This is a genomic window from Streptomyces sp. TLI_146, from assembly GCF_002846415.1.
In the GTDB taxonomy this organism is placed as follows: domain Bacteria; phylum Actinomycetota; class Actinomycetes; order Streptomycetales; family Streptomycetaceae; genus Streptomyces.
In genome coordinates, this window is record NZ_PJMX01000001.1 from 563088 (window position 1) to 584629 (window position 21542).

Here is a 21542-nt window from a genome sequence, read left to right on the forward strand (position 1 = left end):
CTGCCCGCTCGGGGATCCCCCCAACTCACCTGCCCTGCGGGCCTGTGGTCTGGGTCGCCCGGGCGATCCGGCTGTATCAGATCCGGACCGCCCGGGCCCGCCGTTCAGCCGCGTGTCCCCCCACGGCCCGCGAGCCACTGGTTCCGCCCGCGGGCCACGCGGCAGCGGGACAGGGTCAGCTGCGCAGAGCGCGCCAGGTGTTGACGCCGACCTGGCCGTCGACAGCCAGTCCGCCGTACCAGCTCTGGAAGGAGCGAACCGCGTTATAGGTGTTGGTTCCGAAGTCACCGTCGACCCCGTCGGGACCGACACTGAAGCCCCACGACAGAAGCAGGCACTGGACCTCCTTGACCCGGTTGCCCGTGTTCCCCTTCACCGTGAGCGCGTTGCCCGAGTAGTAGCCGCAGCCAGTGGCGACGGCGGACACGGAGGGCTGGGCATGGCTGGCGGGAGCCGCGGTGGCGGCCCCGGCCGCACCGACGGACAGACCTGCGGCCAGCACGGTGGCGGCCACTGTGCTGAACAGCTTCCTGCGGTTTAACACGGATTCCTCCTTGAGGGATTGTCCGAATCACGCATCTGTGCTTCGGGGCATCTGGCTGCGCGGGCATCCCGCGCAGCCGCACACCGGGCCCGCCGCACGGGATGCGGTGACGGCCCGCAGCGCCGAGCAGCGGCGCCGGTGAACGAGTCCAGCAGCCCGGAAATTGTTCGGCACCCCGCTCCCGCCAGGGCGAACAACTTTTCTCCCGGCGGGGATACGGCGTACGTCAGGTGGCCGGGGGCGTCTTGAGGGTGGTCGCGGGCCCGGGCGCGGCAACCACCCTGTGCTCCTGCGGCGCCCCCGGGCCCACCACCGGCAGGCGTGTCACAGCTGGATTTCGGCCCAGAGCAGTCGATGGTCGGAGTGGAGGGCGTGGGCGGTGTCGGACCGGTTCACCGTCACCGACGGCGGTACGAAGATGTAGTCGAGTTTGCCCTGGCTGTGCGTGGACTCGCCGGAGCGGCATCAGGTCCAGACGGGCCAGGGAGCCACGATCAAGAAGCCCGGCTTGATGTCGTTCCGGCACGGGCTGCCGACCTCTTTGAACTCGCCATGCGCGCCGCGCCCGTAGCCGAGGGCGTAGAAGTTGTCCGTCGCCCCGGAGAGCGGGTCGTCGTTGAGGTCGCCTCCGAGGAAGTGGGTGTAACCGGCGTACTCGGTGGCGAGGATGCCCTGGGCGACCGAAGCCTCGTGACGGCGGGCCCGCAGATGCTTGCCATCGTTGCCGACGGTCAGATGGGCGGTGCACACGGCGAGTGCGCGCGAAGGTGATCGCAAACACTGCATCTCGCGCTGCTCGAAATCGGGCGGGGACTGGAGGGGGTGGATATCGGGATGATCGGGGTCAGCGAAGCCGAGGTCGTTGCGGACCAGCACGCCGTTGCCGAAGTCGGAGGGGTGGACGCACGTGCTGTTGGGGCCTCCGGCACGCTGCTGGACCGGATGGAATGCCACTGAGTAGTCGGCGAGTTGGCTCTTGAGCCGTGCGACCCAGTCGGCGCACGTCTCCTGGAGGGTCATGAACGCGGGGCGGCGGTCCTTCACGCTGCGGACGAGGGCATCGGCCGCCTCGTCGCCTGTGCCGCCGTGCTCGCTGTTCCCTCCGGCCATGTTGAACTGGCCGATGATCTCGGCGGTTGCGGCGGGACGCGCCGCGCCGGCTGCGGCGACCTGAGGCCAGGCCAGGCCCGTACCGAGCAGCAGGCCGCTCAGTGCCAGTGCGGCTCTATGACGTAATCGCATGGCGATTCACCTTCTGGATTGGGTGTGTTGTTTTCCGGATGCTGTTGCGGCCCGGTGGCTGACTTTCGGAGGTTCTGGACCGGATGCCCGCGAGGGGGCCGGGGCCCGACGAGAGCGGGGCCCCGCCCCCTCGGGCCCCTCTGCCTTGTGAAGACCGGCACGGGCCCCGGGCCCGGTCATCCCGGTCCACCGCCGAGGGCCTGCATCGCCCCCGCAGGCATCTCCCGCCTCGTCCTCGCTGGCTCTTGGCAGCCAAGTCTGGACGGACGTTCCCACCGGCCGAAACCCGTGTGCGCGTGGGCGCAATGTCCCTGGTCAGCAGGCCTTCACTCGGCCGGGAAAGCGAAGCCCAAGAGGGTCTGACGCCTCCGCCCCGTCCCCTCTCCGGGCTCCCGGAGCAGAGGAGGTACGCGATCCTGCGGCGGCGTGCGGGAGGGCCAGGGGATGCCTTGCCGGTCCGGGTACGCCGTCTCTAGCGTGGGGCCGCCCGGCTGCGCCTGCACCGGCAGCTCACCGACGCCGCCCAGGCATGGCGGGAACAAGTCCGGGACCAGGGAGCTCTGCTGCGGGGCGGCCGGCTGGAGGCGGCCCGCGACGCGTTCGCCGCCCCGGATTCGGCCACGCATCTCACGCCCCTGGAGCGGGAGTTCCTCACCACCAGCGGTGCCGCGGTGGCCCGTGAACGCCGGCGGCGCCGGGCGATGGTGGCGTCCCTGGCACTGCTGCTGGCACTGCTGCTGGCACTGCTGCTGGCGCTGGCGCTGGTGGCGGCCCTCCATTTCCTGGCGGCGGCCGACGAATTTTCCGCCGCCGCGACCGGTAGTTGGTGCTTGCGGTCCAGGAACCTCTTGGTCACATGGTGCGGGGGCACCATCTGCCGTTTGAGGGTTCCCGCGACCAGCGGGCCGCCACCAGCCGACCCCAGCCACAGCCGCGCAAGGTGCCATTCGGCGCGCTGGCGCTCATCGGAACAGGCCGGCAGATGGCGGCGGGCGTCGGCGACTGCCTCGGCCACCTCGACCCGGCGGCTGAGCTGCCGGTACAGGCGTTCGGCGAAACGGGTGGCGGCCCGGTCGCTGACCGAGCCGTCCCAGCCCATGACCGCGGGAATCCCGGCGGCCACCAGCCCGGTGGCCATCGAGTGCGCCACCGGCATGCCGGGCTCGGCTGCCGCACCACCACGGTCGCCAGCGCCGGTGGGACCATGCCCGCGGTCACGTCGGGACCAGTGGCGGTCAGGCAAGCCGACACGAACGCCAGCCGCGGCCGCGGAGTCAACAGGCCCACCAGCTCATCCGCGCTCGTCGGACACGCACCCCCGAGATCATCTTCCATCGGCAGGACGGGAGTGGCGGGACTGTCGGGCCCCGGACTCCAGTTGTGCAACCCGTGACACGACAGATGAACCACCGGCATTCCGCCGAGCTCGGACAAACGGAGGCCAAGGTGTTCAGGATTGCCGGAGTCCTCGACGAAGAGATCAAGCCCCGTCTCCCCGACGGCGTTGAGGATGGCCATCTCCTCGGCCTCGAAGTCCAGCTCGTGCTGGCCTCGGGGCGCCGAGGCCATGACCGCCACCCCGAGCCGGTACCCGTCCAAGGGCTGCGCCTGCGCCTGCGCCTGCACCGCGGGGTGACCCAGCCGGCGCGCCACGGCGAACAGCTTCAGCGCCTCGGCGAGAAACCCGCCCTCGGGGCCGGCCAGCAGCTCGTACGGGGCCCGCAGCAGCGCCCACGCCGCTGCGGACGGCTTCGTCGGCGCTCGCACCTCGAACACCAGCGGCGCCGACGCCTCATCCAGCAGACGCGTCAACTGGCCAAGATCGCCGTCGAGCCACCGATACAACTCGCGTCCCACCGCGAGCAACGCCCGGTCCCGGGAACCGTTACGCACGGCATCCACATACTGGCCAGCCACGGCATTGAGCAGGTTGACGTCAGAGGTCTGCAACATCCGACGGGGCCCCACTCGCTGGTCACCAACGACCAGCTCAAACCCAGTGGCGTCCACAACTAACCCGGTAACCATAAGTGATCCTACCGTCGCCGCCCGACACCACTCCTGGTTTCGGCGTACACCGCTATGCGGCCCTGGCGAGACTTTCGTAGGCGAAGATCAGCAGCCGTCGGGCATCACGGCGGACCGCGCAGGCCTTCCGAGGAGGGACGTGGTCCGCCTCACTCGAAGCGCAGACGCAGCGACTCCTCTTCGGCTTCCTCGATCTGCTCGACGGTCAGACCGGGCAGGTTCAGCTGGGCCAGCGTCACCTCGGCGCTGGCGGGCTGGACGTCGGCGGGCACCCACTGCTCCGGCTCCCAGGCGTGGGCGCGCATCAGCGATTTGGGGCAGTGCGGATAGACCTGTTCGACCTGTACGACCAGCGCGGATACGGGAGGTTTACCGACGGGCGTGAGCTGCGCCAGCAGCTCCGGGCGGGCTGAGATGCAGGCGCGGCCGTTGACGCGCAGCGTGGTCGTGCGGCCGGGGATGAGGAAGAGCAGGCCGACGCGTCCGGTCTGCAGCACGTTGTGCATCGTGTCGAGTCGCTTGTTGCCGGTCGCGTCGGGGATCACCAGGGTCCGCTCATCCAGCACGGAGACGAAACCGGCCGGGCCTCCGCGCGGTGTCACGTCCGCCCTGCCGTCGGCATCGGCGCTGGCGATGAACACCAGGGAGGAACAGCCGATCAACGCGCGGGTCTGTTCGGTCAGGTGGTCGATCTCCTTGCGGAGCGCGTGCGGGCTGGGCTGCGCATAGAGCTCGCGCAACTGGTCCTGGCTGGTCAGGGCATCCGCCCGGAGAGCGTCGAAGAGCATGCCGGTCGTCCCCGTTTCGATCATCATGGGGACGACCATAGAAGACGGCCGAGGCAGCGCGCGGGGCGGGTCAGCGTGGATCTCGCCCGCGTTGAACGGTCGCTGCGCCCCGGTGTGCGGCAGGGCGGAGGTCGCCGTACCGGGCCGGATCTCGACGCCCAGGGTTGTGTCAGGGGCACCACGCCGACCACCACGACCTGCGGACGCGGCCCTAGGACCAAGTCAGCTCGCCGGTCAGCACGCGGGCCCGGGTGTCGGCAATGCCCGTCTTCAGCCGTTGCCGACACCCGGGCCCAAGTCGGCTCGGAGCCGCCCCTGTCACGTTGTCCGATCTGGCCCTCAGCCATGACCCGCTCCCCCGCTGCGCAAGGCAGTTGCGCGGGCGGGCGGATCACAACGGTGCTGCCGCGCGGTTGTCACGGTGCTTTCGTGGCCTCGCAGTACTTCTTGATGAGGTCGTACGAGCGCACCCGGGCGTCGATGTCGTAGACAGGTGTGGTCAGCATGAGTTCGTCCGCGCCGGTCTCGGCGGCCAGTTGCGCGAGCCGACCAACGACGGCCTCGGGCGTCCCACATGCCTGCTGGGCACGGAATCCGGCAAGCGCCTGCCGTTCCTCCGCCGTGAACGGATGGGCGGCCGCTTCCGCGGGCGTGGGGAAGGGAATATCGCTGAGGCCTTTGAGGAGGCCGGCCTTGACGACGTCCATGGGCCCGGCTCGCCACGCCGCTTCCCGCTCCGTCTCCGCACAGATCGCCTCCACGCACACCACAACCCGGGGCTGCTCACACCAACGGGACGCGATGAAGTCGGCACGGTAGCGCTCCAGCACCGCGAAGGTGCTGTCGGGCCGGATGTGGTGGGCGACGGCGATCGGCAGGCCCAGTCGCCCAGCCAGGGCGGCGCCCGCGGTACTGGAGCACAACAGCCAAGGCTCCGGCAGAGGGCCGAGTGCCATCTCGTCGACCAGAAAGGACAGGATCGCGGCGACGTCATCGTGGTACTCCGCGTCCGTCGCCGGCCCGGCCCCGCGGCGCAACGCGCGCGCGGTGGCCTCGTCGAAGGTGCCCGGGCCGCGACCGATACCCAGGTCGATGCGGTCCTCGTGCAACGCCGCCAGTGTGGCGAACTGCTCCGCCAGCATGAGGGGCGCATGGTTGGGCGCCAGCACTCCGCCCGACCCGAGCCGGATCGACGAGGTCGAGGCCGCAGCGTGAGCGATCAGGACCACGGGCGGGAACGCGCCGATCGCGGGCGAATGGTGGTGTTCGGCGTACCAGATCCGGTGATACCCCAGCAGTTCCAGCCTGCGAGCGAACACGGCGGTCTCCCGCAGGGTCTCCACGCCACGGGTCCCTGACTCGACCACCGCGACTTCCAGCGCTGATATCGGCACATCGATCATGCCGCCAGCATAAGGAAGGGACCGGTGTCTGCCTCCGGGAGATGCACGACGAATGGATCACCTTCGCCGCGGCTACCTACTCGAGGGCAGCATGGACCAGATCTCCCCCACCGAGCGCACCCATGCACTGCATGACGGTTCATCCGGCACCACCGGGTAGGAGCGACACCACACGCCGACCCGCCACGAAGCTGAGCCCACAACGACGAGCCGACCTCAACGCATTGGGCATGCGCTGGTAGACGCCAGTTCGGGGGACGGGGTGCGGGAACGGGGGTGCAGGCGCCGCAGGGGGCAGAAGCGCACTGTGCGCGAACTGGCGCGCGCTGGTGGAGGCAGGGAGGCCCGTTGATGCCTGGTGCGGCTTCCCTGACGGGGGCGTGCCGTACCGCCGAGCACCAGGGTCACCGCCTGGCCCCCGCCATGGCTGCGGCCCCGCACACAGCGGGACCGCAGCGGAGCTCAGGCGTGATCGTGTGGGTCGGTCAACGTGTGACGACGTTGTGGGCCGGGGTGATCTGCGGTTCGGTGTCGCCGTAACCCAGGTCGGCAAGGATCGGCTGAAGGATCTTCGCGAAGTTCTCCAGAGCTTCCTCGGACTCCCACACATCGACGACTCGCCACCCGCCATCGACGGGACCGGCCACGTGGGAGATCAGCCCGGGGGCGGGGATGTCAGCGAGCGAGGTGAACTCGCCCCCGTCCGTGAGTCGGCTGATGCAGGCGTCGTAGAGCTCCTGCCCGACGCCCGGAATATCGAAGGTGACGATGATGGCCATACCCTCTCCCCTGCTAGCTCACGCTGGTCGGTGACCGCTCGGGCACCACGTTCCGCCCTACCCGGGCGCAGTGCGCACCACGGCCCCGTACGACAGCAGGCAGAAGCATGGGCAGCGCATTGCCAGATCACACGCGCCCCAATCAGCCACCCTGCGCCTCCTTCACACCAGCCGGTCCCGCCAGATTCAGCGAACTGACGCGTCGCTCTTTGCTGCGGCTGATATGCGCGCGCGTCGGTGATACACCTCCGCAAGGCTGGCCGCGTCAGCAAAGCTGGGAGCCAGTCCACACCGGCTCGGAGTGAGTGCCGACCGTCGAGGATCCTCCGACATTCGTGAAGCCTCAGCTGATCGGCTGGCCCGATCGGCCGACCGGGCGCTCGTGACGGCGGTTTGGAGCGTGGTGCCGCCGCCGGTGTCCGACACGTGGGAGACAGTGGGCTCCATGCCAGAAGCCTTCGCCGGGTCAAGGTCGCACCGCCCTCCCCTTCTGACGGCTGCCGCCCTCGCTCCGCTCGTGACGGTCGGCTGCGCCGCGGAAGGTTCGATCCGGCCGACGCGTCGGCCGACGGCCCGGAGCCCGAGACGAAGGACACCTGGGCCATGGCGGTCCGACCTGCACAGAAGCCGCACGTCAGGGGCACCAGCGAGGGCAGGGAGACCCCCGGAATACCGGCCAGCCGTGAACGGCGCCGGGCCGAGGAACTGCCTGGACTCTTCCCGCCCGTTGGCGGCTCGACGCTGCCCCGTCCCGTGCTCGTCCTCGCGACCGGCGGACCGCGCGAAGCCGTCGCCCGCTGCCGCCACACGGTCAAGCCGCTGACCACAGCCCTGCGCACCCGCCTACGCGGTGAGCTCGCCCTCGGCACCGAGAAGACCCTGGCCTGCGCCGCGCTCGCCGCCCCGATGCCCGTCCTGGGCTGCTGGCACCACGCGGCCATCCCTCCCACCTGATCCGGTCCCTTAGCAGCCACCAGGTGCTCGTCATCCGCGCCGCCTGGCCCAACCACGATGAGCTGATGGGGTGTTCACCCGTCGGCAGGGCCGGTTACCTCGAGCCCCGCAGCGCCAGCTGCCAGGGGATGCCCAGCACGTCGAGCATCGTCCGACGTTCTCCAACTCCAACCGGCAGAAGGGCGCAGGAAAATGAACGGTGGCGAGCCGGAGGCGACGGCCCAGCGAAGAGGTCGCATGGCGCTGTGGTGGGGACCGAGGGTCATGTTCGTCGGCGGCGCCGTGCTGCTCGTCGTGGAGTCGAGCCGCGGAGTGCCGCTCTGGGAGCTGCGACTGGCCCTGTACGTCTTCGGTGCCTGCAGTGCCGTCTTCATCGTGCGACAGCTGTGGGCCGGGCACCAGCGAGGGCCGGGCGGAGACACCCCGCGCTGGCTGGTGCGCGCGGCCGCGTTCCTGACCGCCGCCGGAGTACTGGTACTCGTCGCCCACCTGGCGGGTGTCGAAGGGGACGCCCTGCCGCTGGTCGGCTCGGTCCTGCTGCTGCTCGGTCTGGGCTGGTTCGTCGAAGCGTGGCGGGGAGCCAAGCCCGGCCAGCAGAGGCAAGCCCTCCTGTGGTGGGGTGTGTCCCTGTGCGCCCTGACCGTGGTCACGGCGATCGCAGCTGCCTTCCTGCTGCCCAGGACCAAGGGCGGCCTCTTCCTGTCCCTGCTCATCGTCCTCGGCCTGGCCCTCTTCGTGGCCCTGCCGCTCGGGCTGAACGTCCTGTCCGAGTGGGGAGTGCGCCGACTGCGCCGACGGAGCTCTGCCGCGGGAGACGGCGCCGGTGTCGGTCTCGTCGGGTACTTGGGCATCGCCGCGATCGTCCTGTGCGTCCTGGCCGTCGTATGTCTGGGGTATCTGGACTGGGTACTGGCTGCCGTCCTCCTCGCCACGGCGCTGGTGCTGGTGCTGGCCGTCGTCTCCAACACGCACGCAGATGTCGCCCTCGTCCTCGCGGCGCTCTGCCTGCTCGCGGCGGCTCCCCCCGAGCACCCCAAATCACAGGCCCTCCTTCCCGCCGGAGGGCAGCGCGTGCTCGTGGCGATGGGCGACTCCTACATGTCGGGCGAGGGCGCGAGCAGTTACTTCGAGGGGACCGACGACGGCGGCCGCAACGAATGCCGGCGTTCGCCTTCCGCATACGCGGTAGCACTCGCCACAGAGGACCGGCGCTTCGACCGCGCACTGTTCCTCGCGTGCTCCGGGGCGCGGACCTACAACGTCATCGCGAAAGCCGACGCGAACCTCCTCCAAGTAAAGGAGGGAAAGCCCGGCCCCAGGATCGAAGCGCAGGGCGACGAGCCGGGTACCCAGATCGATCAACTCACCAGTCAGGCATCCTCGTTCCGCCCCGCACTCGTCATCGTGGCGCTGGGAGGCAACGACGCAGGCTTCGCCATCCTCGGAGAAGCGTGCATCGCACCCGGCGATTGCGAGGACCAGGAGTCGGCGTTCACAGGCAACCTGCCGAAGGTACGGAAGGCCCTCGCCGCGACGTTCCGGTCGCTCCGGAAGGCCCTGCCCGCCGACGTGCCGATCGTGGCGGTGCCCTACCCGCAGCCGCTCGCCCCAGTCGGCAGATGTACCGGAGTGGCCCTGACGAAGACCGAACGGGACTTCATCCACCGGTTCGTGGACCAGGTCGACAAGACGGTGTCCGACGCCGCGGCCGAGGCCAAAGCGGGCGTCGAGTATCTGGCCGAGATGAAGGACAGCCTCAAGGACCACCAGCTCCAGCTGTGCCAGGCGAGAAAAAGCAAGGCCGGTATCAACTTCGTGGACATCGAATCCGTCAACGGCTTCGCCGCACAGCGCTTCAGCCCGGCCAAATGGATCCACAACAGCCTCCACCCGAACGAGCGCGGCCACAAAGCCATGCGCGACACCTTCACCACCTGGCTCAACAACCACCCCGTACTGCTGCAACACCGCACGCCGGCGCCCACGCCCCACGAGCAGGCCACGAGCCAGGCCCTGCCGACACCCGAGCCCGAATGCAGCATGACCCGCAACGCCGGGAACCCGCACTGCCAGAACCTGATCCGCGCCTGGGAGCTGGAACAGACCCGCGTGCGCTGGCCGTGGCTGGTGCCCATACTGCTCGCACTTGCCGTCCTATGGGTCGCGAGCATCGCCGTCTTCAGCCTGCTCCCCGTAGGGGAACCGCGCCCCAGAGATCCCGCCTCCGTAGCGTGAGTGAGGTAGGGGGCCGTGCGGCTTGCTGCCGTCTGTGCCACCCGCGGGGGCGATCCCAGGACGAGCCGCTGCGGCAGCCGCCACCGCTTCGCCCTGGGCCGATGACACACCGCCCCTTCCACAGCTCGCTCATCCACTGCACGCTGCCCCTGCCCTTCGAAGCCGGGCTTTGCTGGGTGACCAGCCGGAGAACCCGTGCCTTCCGTGAGGCAGTGCACTTGGGCGAGTTCGGCTGCCCCGGAAGGTTCTCAAGGTGCGGGGCTCTGCCGGCGACAAGGCCAGGGCCCCGCACGACGTGCCGACCTCCTGTCGGCACTCAATTCCCCTTCATGGCGCAGGGATACGAGTGGGTTCGTGATCGCCCAGGCCCGGCGGCACTGGACCGGCGTCCCACCGCTCGATTACGCGAGAGCGATGGCATACGCTCGGGCGTTCGTCCGCTCGGAGAGTCCGAGCTCCTGTCGTGTCAGTACCAGCGCTGGAGCTTGTAGTAGCTGACGGCGCTGCCGCCGTCGCAACGAAGAATCCAGCCTGTTCGCATCTCAAGGCTGGTCTTGGCGGCTTCGCATTCCCAGCCCCAGAAGAAGGTGTCGATGGTGTGCCAGCTGGCGGCGGCGATGGGTGACGAGACCGAGGTGGTTCGGATGTCGTTCCCGGCATCGGCTGCCTGTGCGGGCGTGCCGGCAACGCCGACAGCGAGTGCTGCCGTTAGCGCCGCAGTGACCAGAGCGGAACGCATGCGCATCTGTCTTCCTTTCATCGAAAGTGAGAGATCGGTGTCCGACGTCTCTTCAACGCGGACACCGATCACGCTCCCCCTGAGCCGAACCCCCGTGACCGTCCAGCAGTCCGCCGCTGGAGCGTTCTCAGGGTTCGCAACATCGAGTTCAGCGGCTGCCGCATTGTTTGGCAGTGCTGGTCAGGCGCCCAAACAATGGCCGGACGCGTTCTGTCCGGGCCGATGGACGAGTCCGTAGCGTGGCTGGCCCATCTGGTGCGGGAGGCTGGCTGACAGGGGGCGGAGACATGGGGGTGGGGCGTCGTGAGGTGCCGGTGGATCCGGGGGCGGGTCCGGTTCAGCGCTTCGCGTTCGAGTTGCGCAAGCTACGTTCCGACGCGGGCGGCATCACCTACCGGGTGCTGGCGCAGAGGGCCGGATATTCGATCACAGCGCTGTCGCAGGCTGCCGGTGGTGAGCACTTGCCGACACTGCCGGTGGTACTGGCCTACGTTCAGGCGTGCGGCGGCGATCCCGTGGTGTGGGAGGCTCGGTGGAAGCAGGCGGTGGACGAGGCTGCTGCGTCCGGTTCGCAGAACGAGGGGTGCGGGGAGCCGCCGTACCGGGGGTTGGCCCGCTTCGAGCCCGGTGACGCCGACCGGTTCTTCGGCCGTGACAAGCTCACCACCGACATACTGGCGCTCGTGGGCCGGAGACGGTTCAGCGCGGTGACCGGGGCGTCCGGCAGCGGCAAGTCCTCCCTCTTGCGCGCCGGCCTCATCCCCGCCCTGCAAAGAACCCAGGACGTCGCACTGCGCCCCGCCGCCATCCGGATCCTGACCCCGGGCCAGCTCCCGGCCCGCACGCACGCCCAGGCGTTCGACACCGGTCCCGCCACGGATGAGGCTCGGGCCGATGTGTTCGTGATCGTCGATCAGTTCGAGGAGGTCTTCACGCTCTGCCACGACCCGGCCGAACGCACCGCCTTCATCGAGATGCTCCTGACCGCCCGGCAACCAGAGAACCGACTTCGCGTACTCCTTGCCATGCGCGCCGACTTCTACGGCCGCTGCACCGAACACCCCGACCTTTCCGAGGCGTTGAACGACGCCAACCTGCTGGTCGGCCCCATGCGACCGGCGGAACTGCGCGAGGCCATCGTCAAACCAGCCGTAGCCGAGGGACTGACCGTGGAGCGCGCCCTCACCGCACGCCTCCTCGACGACATCGCCGACGCACCCGGCGGGCTGCCGCTGCTGTCGCACGTGCTGCTGGAGACCTGGCGCCGGCGGCGGGGCAAGACACTGACCCTCGCGGGCTACGAGGCGGTCGGCGGCCTGGACGGCGCCATCGCCAAGACCGCCGAGGAGGTCTACGCCGGCTTCACCGAACACCAGGCTCATGCGGCCCGCCTCGTGCTGCTGCGCCTGGTCTCCCCCGGCGATGGCACCCCGGACACCCGAAGGCCTGCCGAACTCACCGAGTTGCAGGACATCGGCGGAGAGGAGACCACCCAGGTCCTTGAGGCCCTCACCCGCGCGCGGCTGCTCACCCTCGACTACAACACCGTCGACCTGGCCCACGAGACTTTGCTGACCGCTTGGCCGAGGCTGCGCGGCTGGCTCGAACAGGACCGTGAACGGCTTCGCGTGCACCGCAACCTCACGGAAGCCGCCCGCTCTTGGGAGGACACGGGCCGCGACGCGGGGGCACTGTATCGCGGCACCCGCCTCGACACCGCTCAGGAACACTTCGGCTCCGGGCACGCCACTGACCTCACCGGCCTGGAAAGCGCCTTCCTCACCACGAGCCTCGAGTTCCGCGATCGAGAACGGCGCTCCACGGCCCGCGCCGCCCGACGCGTACGGCGGCTCAGGGCAGGGCTGTCCGCCCTGGCGGTGCTCGTCCTGCTGGTCGGTGTGATCGCGTGGCGGCAGAGCGAGGCCGAGGAGCAGGAGAGGCTGCGTACCGAGGCTCGTCGTGTAGCGGCCCTGGCTGAGAGTCTGCGGGTGACGGACCCCGCGTCCGCGATGCGGTTGAGCATCGCCGCATGGAACCTCGTCGACCTCCCTGAAACCCGTTCGGCGCTGATGGGTGCCGCGGTACAGAAGGAGCAGGACGCCTTCACCGATCCGAACTCCGATCCCGGGGCGGTCCGGTATCTCTCCGCCGACGGCCGCACGCTGATCAGTGCCGGCGTCGACCAAGTGACGGCGTGGGACGTCCGGACGCACCGGCGTACCGCGTCGTTCCCGGGGCTGGGCAGCCGCCTGACAGAGCTTGGCACGCTCAGTCCTGACGCCCGCGCGGTCACCCTCATACGCGAGGACGGCAGCGTACAGATGTGGGACGTGCGGGCGGGCCGTGCGGCAGGGCCCAGCATGCCGGCCGACGACGGGGGCGAGATCAGTCCCGGTGGCAACATTCTCGTCCTCTATCGCACCGCAGGACCACAGGCGGTGGTCCAGTTACGGGACGTGAGAACGGGGCGGGTTGTACTGGAGCACCGGGAGCAGGATCGTCTGCCCGACGTCCAGCCGGGACAGCTCTCCGACATCCCGGACTTTGTCATGCGACGGCTTCTCCGGCAGCGTCGGATGACGAGCTATCCGCTGCCCGATGTCCAGGTGAGCTCCGATGACAGCCTGATGGCGCTGTGCCTGCCTGGAGCCCGCCTTCAGGTATGGAACATCATCCGGCAGGAGCGGGTGCCGACCACGTGGGCGCCGCCGGCCACCGCCAAGAACTGCGCCGAGGAAGATTTTCAGTTCACTGCCGACAACCAGCGCCTGGTCCTGCGCGGCGCGGCAGGAGTCCGCACCTGGGATATCGCCTCGGGCCGCGAACTGCCCATGATCCGTCATGACGGACTGAGAGACGTCGTATTCAGCCCGGACGGCGCCTTCATGGCCGCCGTGGATGTCGACGAGATCCTGCTGTGGCGAACCAGTTCCCCCAAGGCACCTGTCTTCCGTTACTCCCTCGCCGATGAAGTGGTCAGCGACCTCAGGCTCGACACGGAGGAACGCCGGATCCGCTATTTCGCGGGCCGCTCCCAGACCGTGGTGCGCTCCCTGGCTCTGGAGGGAGTCCTGAACGCCGACTGGCAGAGCCCGACCGCCGTGGCGGCCTCCTTCAGCCCCGACGCCGGCACACTCGCCATCGCCCACCAGGAGACCCGCACCGGCCACGCCCACATCCAGCTTCGCGACAGACGCAGTGGCCGACCGGTGGCGGATCTGCCATCCGCCCCGTGCCCTTCCCGTGACACGGCAGCGCGGGCTCCGATGCCCTGTACGGTGCACATGGCCTTCCGCCCTGACGGGGGCCTTCTCGCCTACGGAGTCAGCGATCCGACGGCATCGATTCCCCCGGAGAAGGTGTTCCTGTGGGATGTCACGGCCCGCCGGGCCGCCGGTTCCGTCACAGTGACGCGCCACGGCTCCAAAATCCCTGGTACTTACGGCAACTCGGTCAACGGAATCGTCTTCCACCCCGATGGCAGAACGCTGCTGACCTCCCGGATACCGGAGGAAGAAGCCATCGAGTACTGGGATACGCGCCGTGGGACAAGGACCCGCGAGATCCCCGCCATCGGCGGTGAAACCCTGGTGATCAAGCCCGATGGACGCCTCCTCGCCACCAGCCACGGTCAGTTCATGGACCTGCAGACTCGCACCGTCACACGCCGCACCCTCACCACCGGCGACACGACCGCTCTCGCCTACAGCCCGGACGGCAGGTACCTGGCATCGGGCGACGAGTCCGGTGGCGTCACCATCTGGGACGGCGACGCCCGCCGCCCCATCGGCGAGCTTCCCCAGCCCCCGGCTCACAACGGCCAGCCCCGGTACGTGTCGGCGCTGGCGTTCTCCCCGGACGGGCGCACCCTGGCCGCTGGAGGCATGGACGGCACACTGCGGCTGTGGGACGTGGGCTCGGGTCGGCAAGTGGGCTCCGCCCTTCCCGTGGGTGATACGGCGGTCCTCGCCCTGGGTTTCAACGCCGACAGCACGACCCTCTATTCATCGGGTGCGAACGTGCCACTCCACACGTACGGCGTCACTGCGGAACATGCGGCAGCCCAGGCCTGCAAGCGCGTCGGGACCGGCCTTGCCCGAGACCAATGGCGCACATATATCCGAGAGGCCTCTTACCGAAAGACCTGCTGAAAACCGTCACAAGCTCCCAGACGGCGCGGCGATCGTCTCCCAGGCCGGGCGAGACTTGGGCGCGAACTGCTCCTCTTCGGGTATCCCGGCAGCCTGGCGCCGCTCGGGACAAGGGCACCAGGAATACTCAGGCAGGCAGAGCCGACGGTCGATCAGTGCCCGCCCCCGGCTGGTTGCGTAGGCGAGGAAGACACCGACCACACGCGCGACGTGACGTGGAACTACGAAGTCACACTCAAGTACTAGCGGCTCGTCCACCAGGCTGCCCCTGTGGCGCTGACTGTTGTGGCCAGTGTGACCAGCCACACCGGTATGCGCTGGATTGTCACGTGCAGTCCCCCGCAGCGGAGTTCGAACTGTGGAGCGTTGGCGCGTACGGGAGCCTGAGACATCGTGGTTCACCTCTCGTTGCGGCATGTGCTGGGCGCGGGTGTCCTACCCGCCTAACGCTACGGATCGTAACTACCCGTACGAACGCATGGATCGGTACACGACCACACGGGGGGCACTATCAGCACAGCGAGAATCAACAGGTCGGGGCGTACCCCGCTCCTTCGAACACTTCGAGACAGGCGCTCGACTTGTCATTCTCGCGCCAAACTCCGCCTAGGACCCGCCAGTTCGGCTCTTGGTTGCCCTTGATGGAACGGTAACAAGAGATCGACTTTTCGCAAATTCGACCCCGTTTGTCAAATGGCTGCGCCGGTTGCCCCACGGAGGGTTTGTCGATGAATTTGGGTGTCATTGGATCACCACCATCCGCATCCCAGGCCGACGACCCCTACGAACTCGTCAGATACCCTCATCGGCTGAGCGAGCCGATGAAGCGGTCCAGCCGAGAGACTACTTGCCGCAGGACCTCGACCGATCCTGCGGCATCGTCCGCAAGCTCCAGGCCATGGTTCGCCGAGGGCACTTCCAGGACGTCGTGTCGCAGGGACGCAGCCATTCGTGAATCCCAGAGCTTGTCGGCGCTTCCGCCGATGAGGAGGGTCGGCTCCATGGCTCGCCGGAGAGCCGCGGCAACGTGGTCGCTGGTCAGGACAGGGGTGAGCCAGGCTGCCGGAATGTTCCTGTCAGCTGTGATGCCGCAGGCGAGGGAGCCCAGGGACTTGCCGACGACGAGCTGACAAGCCCCTGCCTCGGCTTCGATGGCCTCGGTGACCCGCTGCTCCACCCATGCGATCCGGTCGTCCACCGTGAACTGCGCGAACCCATCGGGGATCTGCCACCACAGCTCCTGGACCGTCCAGCCGTGCTGGAGCAGGACGCTCCGGGCGAAGTGCAGCAGCGGCCGGGCAGGCGAGTAGCCGACGCCTGGAACGACAACTGCGACACGGTCTCGGCCTCCGTCGAAACGGGTGGGCACGGCGAAGGGTACGGGATCAGACATGGCCGCAGACTACTAGCGAGTTGATCACGTGTCTCCCGGTGCTCGAACGCCGCCACTGCTGTTCACCGCGGCTCAGTATCGAACGACGACGATCGCGAACTTGGATCGAGGTTTTCGCAGTTCAGTAGTTACGTAGACGGCCTTCGCCTGCTCCTGAGGAGCACTCCTGCCAGGCGGGGCGTCAGCGTCCCAGCTGGGCGTCGAGCCAGGTCTCGACCTCGGGGGTCACCGGGTCGGTGATATCGGCGAACTCCGTATGCTTCTGGAGGAACTTGGCCACGTACGGGCAGACGGGGACGATCCGCATGCCCGAGGCGCGGACGTCGGTCAGGGCCTGCTCGACGAGGATCGCGGCGAGTCCCTGCCCGGCGTACGCGTCGTCGATCTCGGTGTGGAAGAAGACCCGCCGGTCGTCGCGGTCGCGGTACGCGGTCAGGCCCGCGCGCGCCTCGGCGACGAGGATCTCGTAACGGTGACGGGTATCGACGCGACGGACGACGGGGGTGGGGCTCTGCTCGCTCATGAGGGCTCTTTCGGGTGCAGGGGGTTCAGCGGAGTGAGGGGTCCGGGCGGGAAGGGTTCAGCGGCAGGAAGGGGTCACTGGCGGGAAGGGTTCTTGCGAGGGGCGATGACGGCGTTGGGCAGGGCGGGGGCGGGCAACCGGTCGCCCGGGTAGCCGTCGACGCTGCCGAAACGGTCAGAGGAGTGCTCCCACGCCTCCCGTGCTTCGACGATGTCCTGGTGGCTGCGGCCGATGAAGTTCCACCACATCACGATCTCCTCGTCGAAGGGCGGTCCGCCCAGCAGGATCGCGCGAGCCGGGCGGTCGGCGGCGTTGGCCAGTGTCAGCCGGGTACGTCCGGGGCCGGTGTACCCGAGTTCGGCGGGTCGCAGAGGGGAGCCGTCGAGGCGTATGTCGCCCTGGTCGACGAGCAGGCCGTGTTCGAAGTCCGGGTCGACGTCGAGTGTGACGGTGACGCCGGCGTCGAGGACGATCTCGGCGCCGAGCAGCGGGGTGTACGTACGCACCGGTGAGGTGTCGCCCGCGAGCGTGCCGAGGAAGACGCGGATGTCGGCGCCGGCGACGCGCAGGGTCTTGGGCGCGTGGTGCTGGAAGTCGCGTGGGGCGTGGCGGTGTTCGCCGGGAAGCGCAACCCAGAGTTGGACGCCGTGCAGGACCGTGGTGTCGGGGGTCGAGACCTCGGTGTGGGCGATGCCGTGCCCGCCGGTCATGAGGTTGAGCTCACCGGGGCGTACGAAGGCGTGGCTGCCGAGGCTGTCGCGGTGCTCGATTTCGCCGCTGAAGAGCCAGCTGACCGTCTGGAGTCCGGTGTGCGGGTGCGGGGCGACGTCCATACCGCCGGTGTCGGCGACGTGGTCGGGGCCGTAGTGGTCGGCGAAGCACCAGGCGCCTATGAGGGTCCGCGCCCGCTGCGGCAGGGTCCTGCGTACGGTCATCGCTCGCGGTCCGCCCAGCGGCACGTCGCGGGCGGTGAGGACCTCGACGTCCATGTCACTCATCTCCCGACCCCTCTCCTCAATTTTGTTGCGCTTTCAACTATCATGGATGATCATAACCCCGATGGCAACAGGCAAGGAGCGCAAGGTGAGTACAACGGTAGAGGTCACGGCAGTCTCCGGGGCCACCGGTCGGGTCTACCTCGACAAGCAGAGTCCCGCCGCGTACGAGGCGCTGGTGAAGAGCGCTGACGTCGTGCGGACGACGGCGGCCGAGGCGGGCCTCGACCGGATCCTGGTCGAGCTCGTCAACCTCCGCGTCTCCCAGCTCAACGGCTGCGCCTTCTGCCTCGACGTGCACACCCGCGCCGCGCTGCGGGCCGGTGAGACCACCCGGCGTCTGGGTGTACTGGCCGCCTGGCGCGACACCGAGCTCTTCACCGAGCGCGAGCGCGCGGCCCTCGCCCTCGCCGAAGCCACCACTCATCCCGCGGACGCACTCGCCCAGGAGCGCGCGTACGAAGCGGCGCGTGCGGTACTGGACGACGGCGCGATCTCCGCTGTGATCTGGGTGGCCATCACCATCAACGCCTTCAACCGGGTGTCGATCCTGAGCAAGCATCCGGTACGGGAGACCGGCGCCCACTGACCCGCCAGGAGGTCACAGGCCGAATGCGCTGCCGTACGGGCGTACTGGCGGACCCTCCCGGATCGGCGCCGCTCATGTCAGCCCACCCTGCGCCCGGTCGGACCTCAGGGCCTGGGTGCCCGGGACACAGGATTCCTGGAGGGCCGCGAGCTGTGGTGCGGGCAGTCGTCGGGCAGCGCCTCGTCGACTGCTGCCCAGGCGTGCGACGCCGGTGTCGAGCCATCGCGGCAGTGGTTCGACGCCGATGAAGTCCGCCAGGCGGGTCAGCTCCTCTCGGGGTTCGTCGAGGAGGTCCTCGTAGGCGAGGGTGGTCCGCTGGGCTGCGGGCACCTCGTCGAGATGAGCCACGCCCTGCACGATGAGCTCTGACCACAGGGCCCCGAAGCGGGCGACCGGCAGGTCGGAGTCGAGGACCAGGGCGGGATCGAAGCGTTCGGCCAGCAGTGGTGACAACGTGGGTGGCAGGGCGCGGATCTGCTCCTCGGTCAGCTCCTCGATGCGCTCGGCACCGCTGCGGGCGAGGATCTCCCGCAGCAGGAAGATCAGCCGGTAGCCCGTGTGCCGGCTCATGGACAGGGCACAGTCGGGTCCGTCCCTGAACAGGTGGACGAAACGCGCGTGCGGGAAGACCTTGCGGAGCAACGGCACCCGGTGCAGCGAGTAGCCCGATCGCTCGACCACCGCCGTGCGCCCCTCCCGCCCGCCGAGCAGGCCGAACAGAGCGGCGTAGTGCTCTGCGACGGTCCGCCGCGGCCAGCCGCGCACCTGGCCTTCCAGATCGTCGAACAGCTTGTCCGGGTCGTCGGTGAGATGAGGAAGCACCATCAGGGACAGTGCGGGGATGCCCGTGGTGTCGGTCGCGAAGCGTCCGGGACGCCGGGTGTAGAGGAACTCCGGCATCGGGACCCCGTTGCGGATCATCGTCTCGAACTGCGGGTTGGGCTCGGCGAGCAGCCGCCAGAACTCCTCACCGTCCAGCTGACCCGCGGGCAGACCCTGGCTCTGCACCGACGACAGCAGCTCGTTGAGGCTGAGGACATCCGGATGCGCGTGGACGATGCCCGACAGTGCGGTGGACCCACTGCGGCCGGTACCGACAACGAAGGTCAAGGTGCGCATGCCTGAGATCTCCCTCGAAGCCGACTACCGGAATCGCGACCAGACTTCCCCTGCAAGGCGCGCTCTATCCCTCACCGGCCCGACGCGGCGCAGCCGTTCTGGGTCATGTGGGCGAGGGTCTGGGCCGCGCTGTCGGGTGCGAAGGCTCCGGCTATCCCCTCCGCAGCGCCCTCGGCAGCCTCGATGGAGCGGGGCAGCAGGAGGTGTTCGTAGGCGCGGACGGCTTCGTCGATGGCGCCGTGGTTGATCAGGGCGCGGGCGAGGTCGGCGCCGTCGAGCATGGCGAGGTTGGCGCCCATGCCGGAGAACGGCGACATGAGGTGGGCGGCATCGCCCAGAAGGGTCAGGCCGGGAGTGTGCGGCCAGGCGTGGGGAACGGGCAGGGCGTACAGGGGCCGGTTGGTGTAGCCGGTGTCGGTGTCGGTGATGAACCGGAGCAGGTCGGGGCTCCAGCCGGTGAACTCCTTGAGGAGCGCACTGCGGACGGCGTCGGGATCGGCGAGGGCGAGGCCGGTGTTGTGGTGCCAGTTCTCGTCGATGCGCATGCCGATGTAGACGCGTACGTGCTGGCGGCTGTTGCGCTGGGCGATGAAGCCCCGGTTGTTGTCGAGAGCCATCATCGTTCCGTCACCGGTGAGCGCGGCGAGGGCTGGGTGGCGGATGTCCGCCTGGTCGAGGCCGACTTCGACGAAGGTGACGCCGGTGTAGACGGGCGTCGCGTCGGAGAGCAGACGGCGGACCTTCGACCAGGCTCCGTCCGCGCCGACGACGAGGTCCGCCTCGGTGGTGAAGCCGTCGGCGAAGTGCAGTCGGTGGATACCTGCGGCGAGGGGTTCGGCGTGGGTGAGCTTGTGGCTCCAGCGCACGGTGTCGGGCTCGAGTGAGTCCAGCAGGAGGTGACGCAGCTGACCCCGGTCGATTTCGGGGGTGCCGTCTTCGGCGTTGGTCTCGGGCGGGGTGGCGTCGAACAGGACGCGCCCGTCGCGGCTGACCAGCCGCATCTGCTGGCCTTCGGGGCGGGCCGAGGCCAGGAACTCATCCAGTAGTCCGGCTTCCCGCAGGGCGTTCTGGCCGGAGTCGGGGTGCATATCGAGGGTGCCGCCCTGGTCGCGGGCCGTAGCGGAGGCGTCCAGGTCGTAGACGGTGGCGGAGATGCCGTGCCGCTGCAGGATCCGGGCGCAGATCAGTCCGCCGGGACCGGCGCCGATGATCGCGATTCGGGGTGTGGTGGAGGCGGCCATGGTCAGGCTCCGTTCATGGGGGTGCTCAAGAGGAGGTAGGGCCGCGTCCGGGCAGCGCCGTGCGGCTGGCCCCTCCAGAAGAGCACTCCATCCCCAAAAGTGCAACAACTCAACTTTTACAGTTGTTCAACCGAACGCGTAGAGTTGAGGCATGAGCGAGACGACCGCACAGGACGCGTCGATGGGGCGTCGTGAACGCAAGAAGGCCGCAACCCGCCAGGCTCTGGCCGATGCCGCCCTGCGCCTCTTCCTCGAACGCGGCTACGACCAGGTCGGCATCCGGGAGATCGCCGATGCGGCGGACGTGTCCACCACCACCCTGTTCAAGCACTTCCCCGTGAAGGAAGCGCTCGTCTTCGACGAGGACGCCGGGCGGGAAGCCGGGCTCCTGGCCGCCGTGTACGACAGGCCCCAGGGCCAGTCCGTCCTCGCGGCCCTGCGCGAGCACGCCCTCCGCCACCGGGTCGGAACCAGGGACGACGACCCCGCCTTCGCGGACTTCGTCGCCCTCGTGGAAAACACCCCCGCCCTGCGCGACTACGCCCAACAGATGTGGCTGCGACACGAAACCGCACTCGGTCAGGCCATCGCCGAAACGACCGGCCGCCCCGCCGACGATCCGCACTGCGCGGCACTGGCCCACTTCGTCCTGGAAGCACCCCGCACCGCTCGCGGTCGCGCCGACGGCCACGAAGCGGTCAACCGCGCCTTCGACATCCTCGAACAGGGCTGGAACAACATCAGCCCCCAAGCGTGAATGCGCCAGCCTCGTCGCCGAAAGGGCCACCGGGCAGATCCTGGCGGGCCTGATCCGCAGCG

Annotated in this window: 18 protein-coding genes and 1 pseudogene; 5 read left to right on the forward strand and 14 right to left on the reverse strand. The window is 69.0% G+C overall.

Annotation, left to right across the window (positions count from 1 at the left end; genetic code table 11):
• Positions 1-175: 175 nt before the first annotated feature.
• The 7 genes and pseudogenes from BX283_RS02635 to BX283_RS02665 all read right to left on the reverse strand — a co-directional run bounded on the left by BX283_RS02635 (position 176) and on the right by BX283_RS02665 (position 6784).
• Positions 176-544 carry a peptidoglycan-binding protein gene (locus BX283_RS02635; RefSeq protein WP_101386046.1) on the reverse strand — a complete coding sequence of 123 codons (369 nt, stop codon included), beginning with the start codon at positions 542-544 and terminating at the stop codon, positions 176-178.
• Between the two features lie 465 nt (positions 545-1009).
• Positions 1010-1786: an endonuclease/exonuclease/phosphatase family protein gene (locus tag BX283_RS02640; protein ID WP_101386047.1), complete on the reverse strand. Its 777-nt coding sequence runs from the start codon at positions 1784-1786 to the stop codon at positions 1010-1012.
• Positions 1787-2258: 472 nt separating this feature from the next.
• Positions 2259-2942: a CHAT domain-containing protein gene (locus BX283_RS41330; RefSeq protein WP_107503664.1), complete on the reverse strand. Its 684-nt coding sequence runs from the start codon at positions 2940-2942 to the stop codon at positions 2259-2261.
• Between the two features lie 125 nt (positions 2943-3067).
• A pseudogene (locus BX283_RS41335) lies at positions 3068-3814 on the reverse strand (CHAT domain-containing protein); the annotation flags it as partial.
• Positions 3815-3963: 149 nt separating this feature from the next.
• On the reverse strand, positions 3964-4629 hold the full coding sequence (locus BX283_RS02655; RefSeq protein WP_101392088.1) for an MSMEG_1061 family FMN-dependent PPOX-type flavoprotein: 666 nt from the start codon (positions 4627-4629) through the stop codon (positions 3964-3966).
• A gap of 389 nt (positions 4630-5018) precedes the next feature.
• Positions 5019-6005 carry an LLM class flavin-dependent oxidoreductase gene (locus tag BX283_RS02660; protein WP_101386050.1) on the reverse strand — a complete coding sequence of 329 codons (987 nt, stop codon included), beginning with the start codon at positions 6003-6005 and terminating at the stop codon, positions 5019-5021.
• Between the two features lie 485 nt (positions 6006-6490).
• Complete coding sequence (locus BX283_RS02665; RefSeq protein ID WP_101386051.1) at positions 6491-6784, reverse strand: hypothetical protein; 294 nt, start codon at positions 6782-6784, stop codon at positions 6491-6493.
• A gap of 603 nt (positions 6785-7387) precedes the next feature.
• On the opposite strand from BX283_RS02665, the gene BX283_RS02670 reads away from it, so the two are divergent.
• Positions 7388-7738, forward strand: coding sequence for a hypothetical protein (locus tag BX283_RS02670; RefSeq protein ID WP_101386052.1), 351 nt, complete (start codon positions 7388-7390; stop codon positions 7736-7738).
• A 237-nt stretch (positions 7739-7975) separates the two neighbouring features.
• Complete coding sequence (locus BX283_RS02675) at positions 7976-9973, forward strand: GDSL-type esterase/lipase family protein (RefSeq protein ID WP_180357021.1); 1998 nt, start codon at positions 7976-7978, stop codon at positions 9971-9973.
• Positions 9974-10439: 466 nt separating this feature from the next.
• Here the strand turns inward: BX283_RS02675 and BX283_RS02680 are convergent, their stop codons facing one another.
• Complete coding sequence (locus BX283_RS02680) at positions 10440-10784, reverse strand: hypothetical protein (protein ID WP_143676358.1); 345 nt, start codon at positions 10782-10784, stop codon at positions 10440-10442.
• A gap of 215 nt (positions 10785-10999) precedes the next feature.
• Between BX283_RS02680 and BX283_RS02685 the strand changes: the two genes are divergently transcribed.
• Positions 11000-14863: a hypothetical protein gene (locus tag BX283_RS02685; protein WP_257581790.1), complete on the forward strand. Its 3864-nt coding sequence runs from the start codon at positions 11000-11002 to the stop codon at positions 14861-14863.
• Between the two features lie 6 nt (positions 14864-14869).
• Here BX283_RS02685 and BX283_RS42380 read toward each other — a convergent pair whose 3' ends face one another.
• The 4 genes from BX283_RS42380 to BX283_RS02705 form a co-directional block, all read right to left on the reverse strand.
• The gene (locus BX283_RS42380; protein ID WP_373979098.1) at positions 14870-15280 is read right to left on the reverse strand and encodes a transposase; all 411 of its coding nucleotides are present in this window, start codon (positions 15278-15280) and stop codon (positions 14870-14872) included.
• A gap of 385 nt (positions 15281-15665) precedes the next feature.
• A complete protein-coding gene (locus tag BX283_RS02695) occupies positions 15666-16256 on the reverse strand; it encodes an alpha/beta hydrolase (protein WP_101386055.1) in 591 nt (196 codons plus the stop codon).
• Between the two features lie 181 nt (positions 16257-16437).
• Positions 16438-16779, reverse strand: a complete 342-nt coding sequence (locus BX283_RS02700) for a GNAT family N-acetyltransferase (protein ID WP_101386056.1) — start codon at positions 16777-16779, stop codon at positions 16438-16440.
• A 74-nt stretch (positions 16780-16853) separates the two neighbouring features.
• Entirely contained in the window at positions 16854-17777 is a 924-nt protein-coding gene (locus BX283_RS02705) for a pirin family protein (RefSeq protein WP_101386057.1), read from the reverse strand.
• 61 nt (positions 17778-17838) lie between these two features.
• On the opposite strand from BX283_RS02705, the gene BX283_RS02710 reads away from it, so the two are divergent.
• Positions 17839-18363 carry a carboxymuconolactone decarboxylase family protein gene (locus BX283_RS02710; RefSeq protein WP_101386058.1) on the forward strand — a complete coding sequence of 175 codons (525 nt, stop codon included), beginning with the start codon at positions 17839-17841 and terminating at the stop codon, positions 18361-18363.
• Positions 18364-18435: 72 nt separating this feature from the next.
• On the opposite strand, the gene BX283_RS02715 is transcribed toward BX283_RS02710, so the two are convergent.
• A complete protein-coding gene (locus BX283_RS02715) occupies positions 18436-19482 on the reverse strand; it encodes a sulfotransferase (RefSeq protein WP_101386059.1) in 1047 nt (348 codons plus the stop codon).
• Between the two features lie 71 nt (positions 19483-19553).
• Positions 19554-20723 (reverse strand): NAD(P)/FAD-dependent oxidoreductase, encoded by a 1170-nt coding sequence (locus BX283_RS02720; protein WP_101386060.1) that lies wholly within the window; start codon positions 20721-20723, stop codon positions 19554-19556.
• Between the two features lie 151 nt (positions 20724-20874).
• Between BX283_RS02720 and BX283_RS02725 the strand changes: the two genes are divergently transcribed.
• Entirely contained in the window at positions 20875-21480 is a 606-nt protein-coding gene (locus tag BX283_RS02725; protein ID WP_101386061.1) for a TetR/AcrR family transcriptional regulator, read from the forward strand.
• Positions 21481-21542 lie beyond the last annotated feature (62 nt).

Bases quoted from the DNA above. Each gene is read 5' to 3' on its own strand.
- BX283_RS02640 (WP_101386047.1), bottom strand. From the start codon at position 1,786: ATGCGATTACGTCATAGAGCCGCACTGGCACTGAGCGGCCTGCTGCTC.
- BX283_RS41330 (WP_107503664.1), bottom strand. From the start codon at position 2,942: ATGCCGGTGGCGCACTCGATGGCCACCGGGCTGGTGGCCGCCGGGATT.
- BX283_RS02655 (WP_101392088.1), bottom strand. From the start codon at position 4,629: ATGATGATCGAAACGGGGACGACCGGCATGCTCTTCGACGCTCTCCGG.
- BX283_RS02660 (WP_101386050.1), bottom strand. From the start codon at position 6,005: ATGATCGATGTGCCGATATCAGCGCTGGAAGTCGCGGTGGTCGAGTCA.
- BX283_RS02665 (WP_101386051.1), bottom strand. From the start codon at position 6,784: ATGGCCATCATCGTCACCTTCGATATTCCGGGCGTCGGGCAGGAGCTC.
- BX283_RS02670 (WP_101386052.1), top strand. From the start codon at position 7,388: ATGGCGGTCCGACCTGCACAGAAGCCGCACGTCAGGGGCACCAGCGAG.
- BX283_RS02675 (WP_180357021.1), top strand. From the start codon at position 7,976: ATGGCGCTGTGGTGGGGACCGAGGGTCATGTTCGTCGGCGGCGCCGTG.
- BX283_RS02685 (WP_257581790.1), top strand. From the start codon at position 11,000: ATGGGGGTGGGGCGTCGTGAGGTGCCGGTGGATCCGGGGGCGGGTCCG.
- BX283_RS42380 (WP_373979098.1), bottom strand. From the start codon at position 15,280: ATGCCGCAACGAGAGGTGAACCACGATGTCTCAGGCTCCCGTACGCGC.
- BX283_RS02695 (WP_101386055.1), bottom strand. From the start codon at position 16,256: ATGTCTGATCCCGTACCCTTCGCCGTGCCCACCCGTTTCGACGGAGGC.
- BX283_RS02700 (WP_101386056.1), bottom strand. From the start codon at position 16,779: ATGAGCGAGCAGAGCCCCACCCCCGTCGTCCGTCGCGTCGATACCCGT.
- BX283_RS02705 (WP_101386057.1), bottom strand. From the start codon at position 17,777: ATGAGTGACATGGACGTCGAGGTCCTCACCGCCCGCGACGTGCCGCTG.
- BX283_RS02710 (WP_101386058.1), top strand. From the start codon at position 17,839: ATGGCAACAGGCAAGGAGCGCAAGGTGAGTACAACGGTAGAGGTCACG.
- BX283_RS02715 (WP_101386059.1), bottom strand. From the start codon at position 19,482: ATGCGCACCTTGACCTTCGTTGTCGGTACCGGCCGCAGTGGGTCCACC.
- BX283_RS02720 (WP_101386060.1), bottom strand. From the start codon at position 20,723: ATGGCCGCCTCCACCACACCCCGAATCGCGATCATCGGCGCCGGTCCC.
- BX283_RS02725 (WP_101386061.1), top strand. From the start codon at position 20,875: ATGAGCGAGACGACCGCACAGGACGCGTCGATGGGGCGTCGTGAACGC.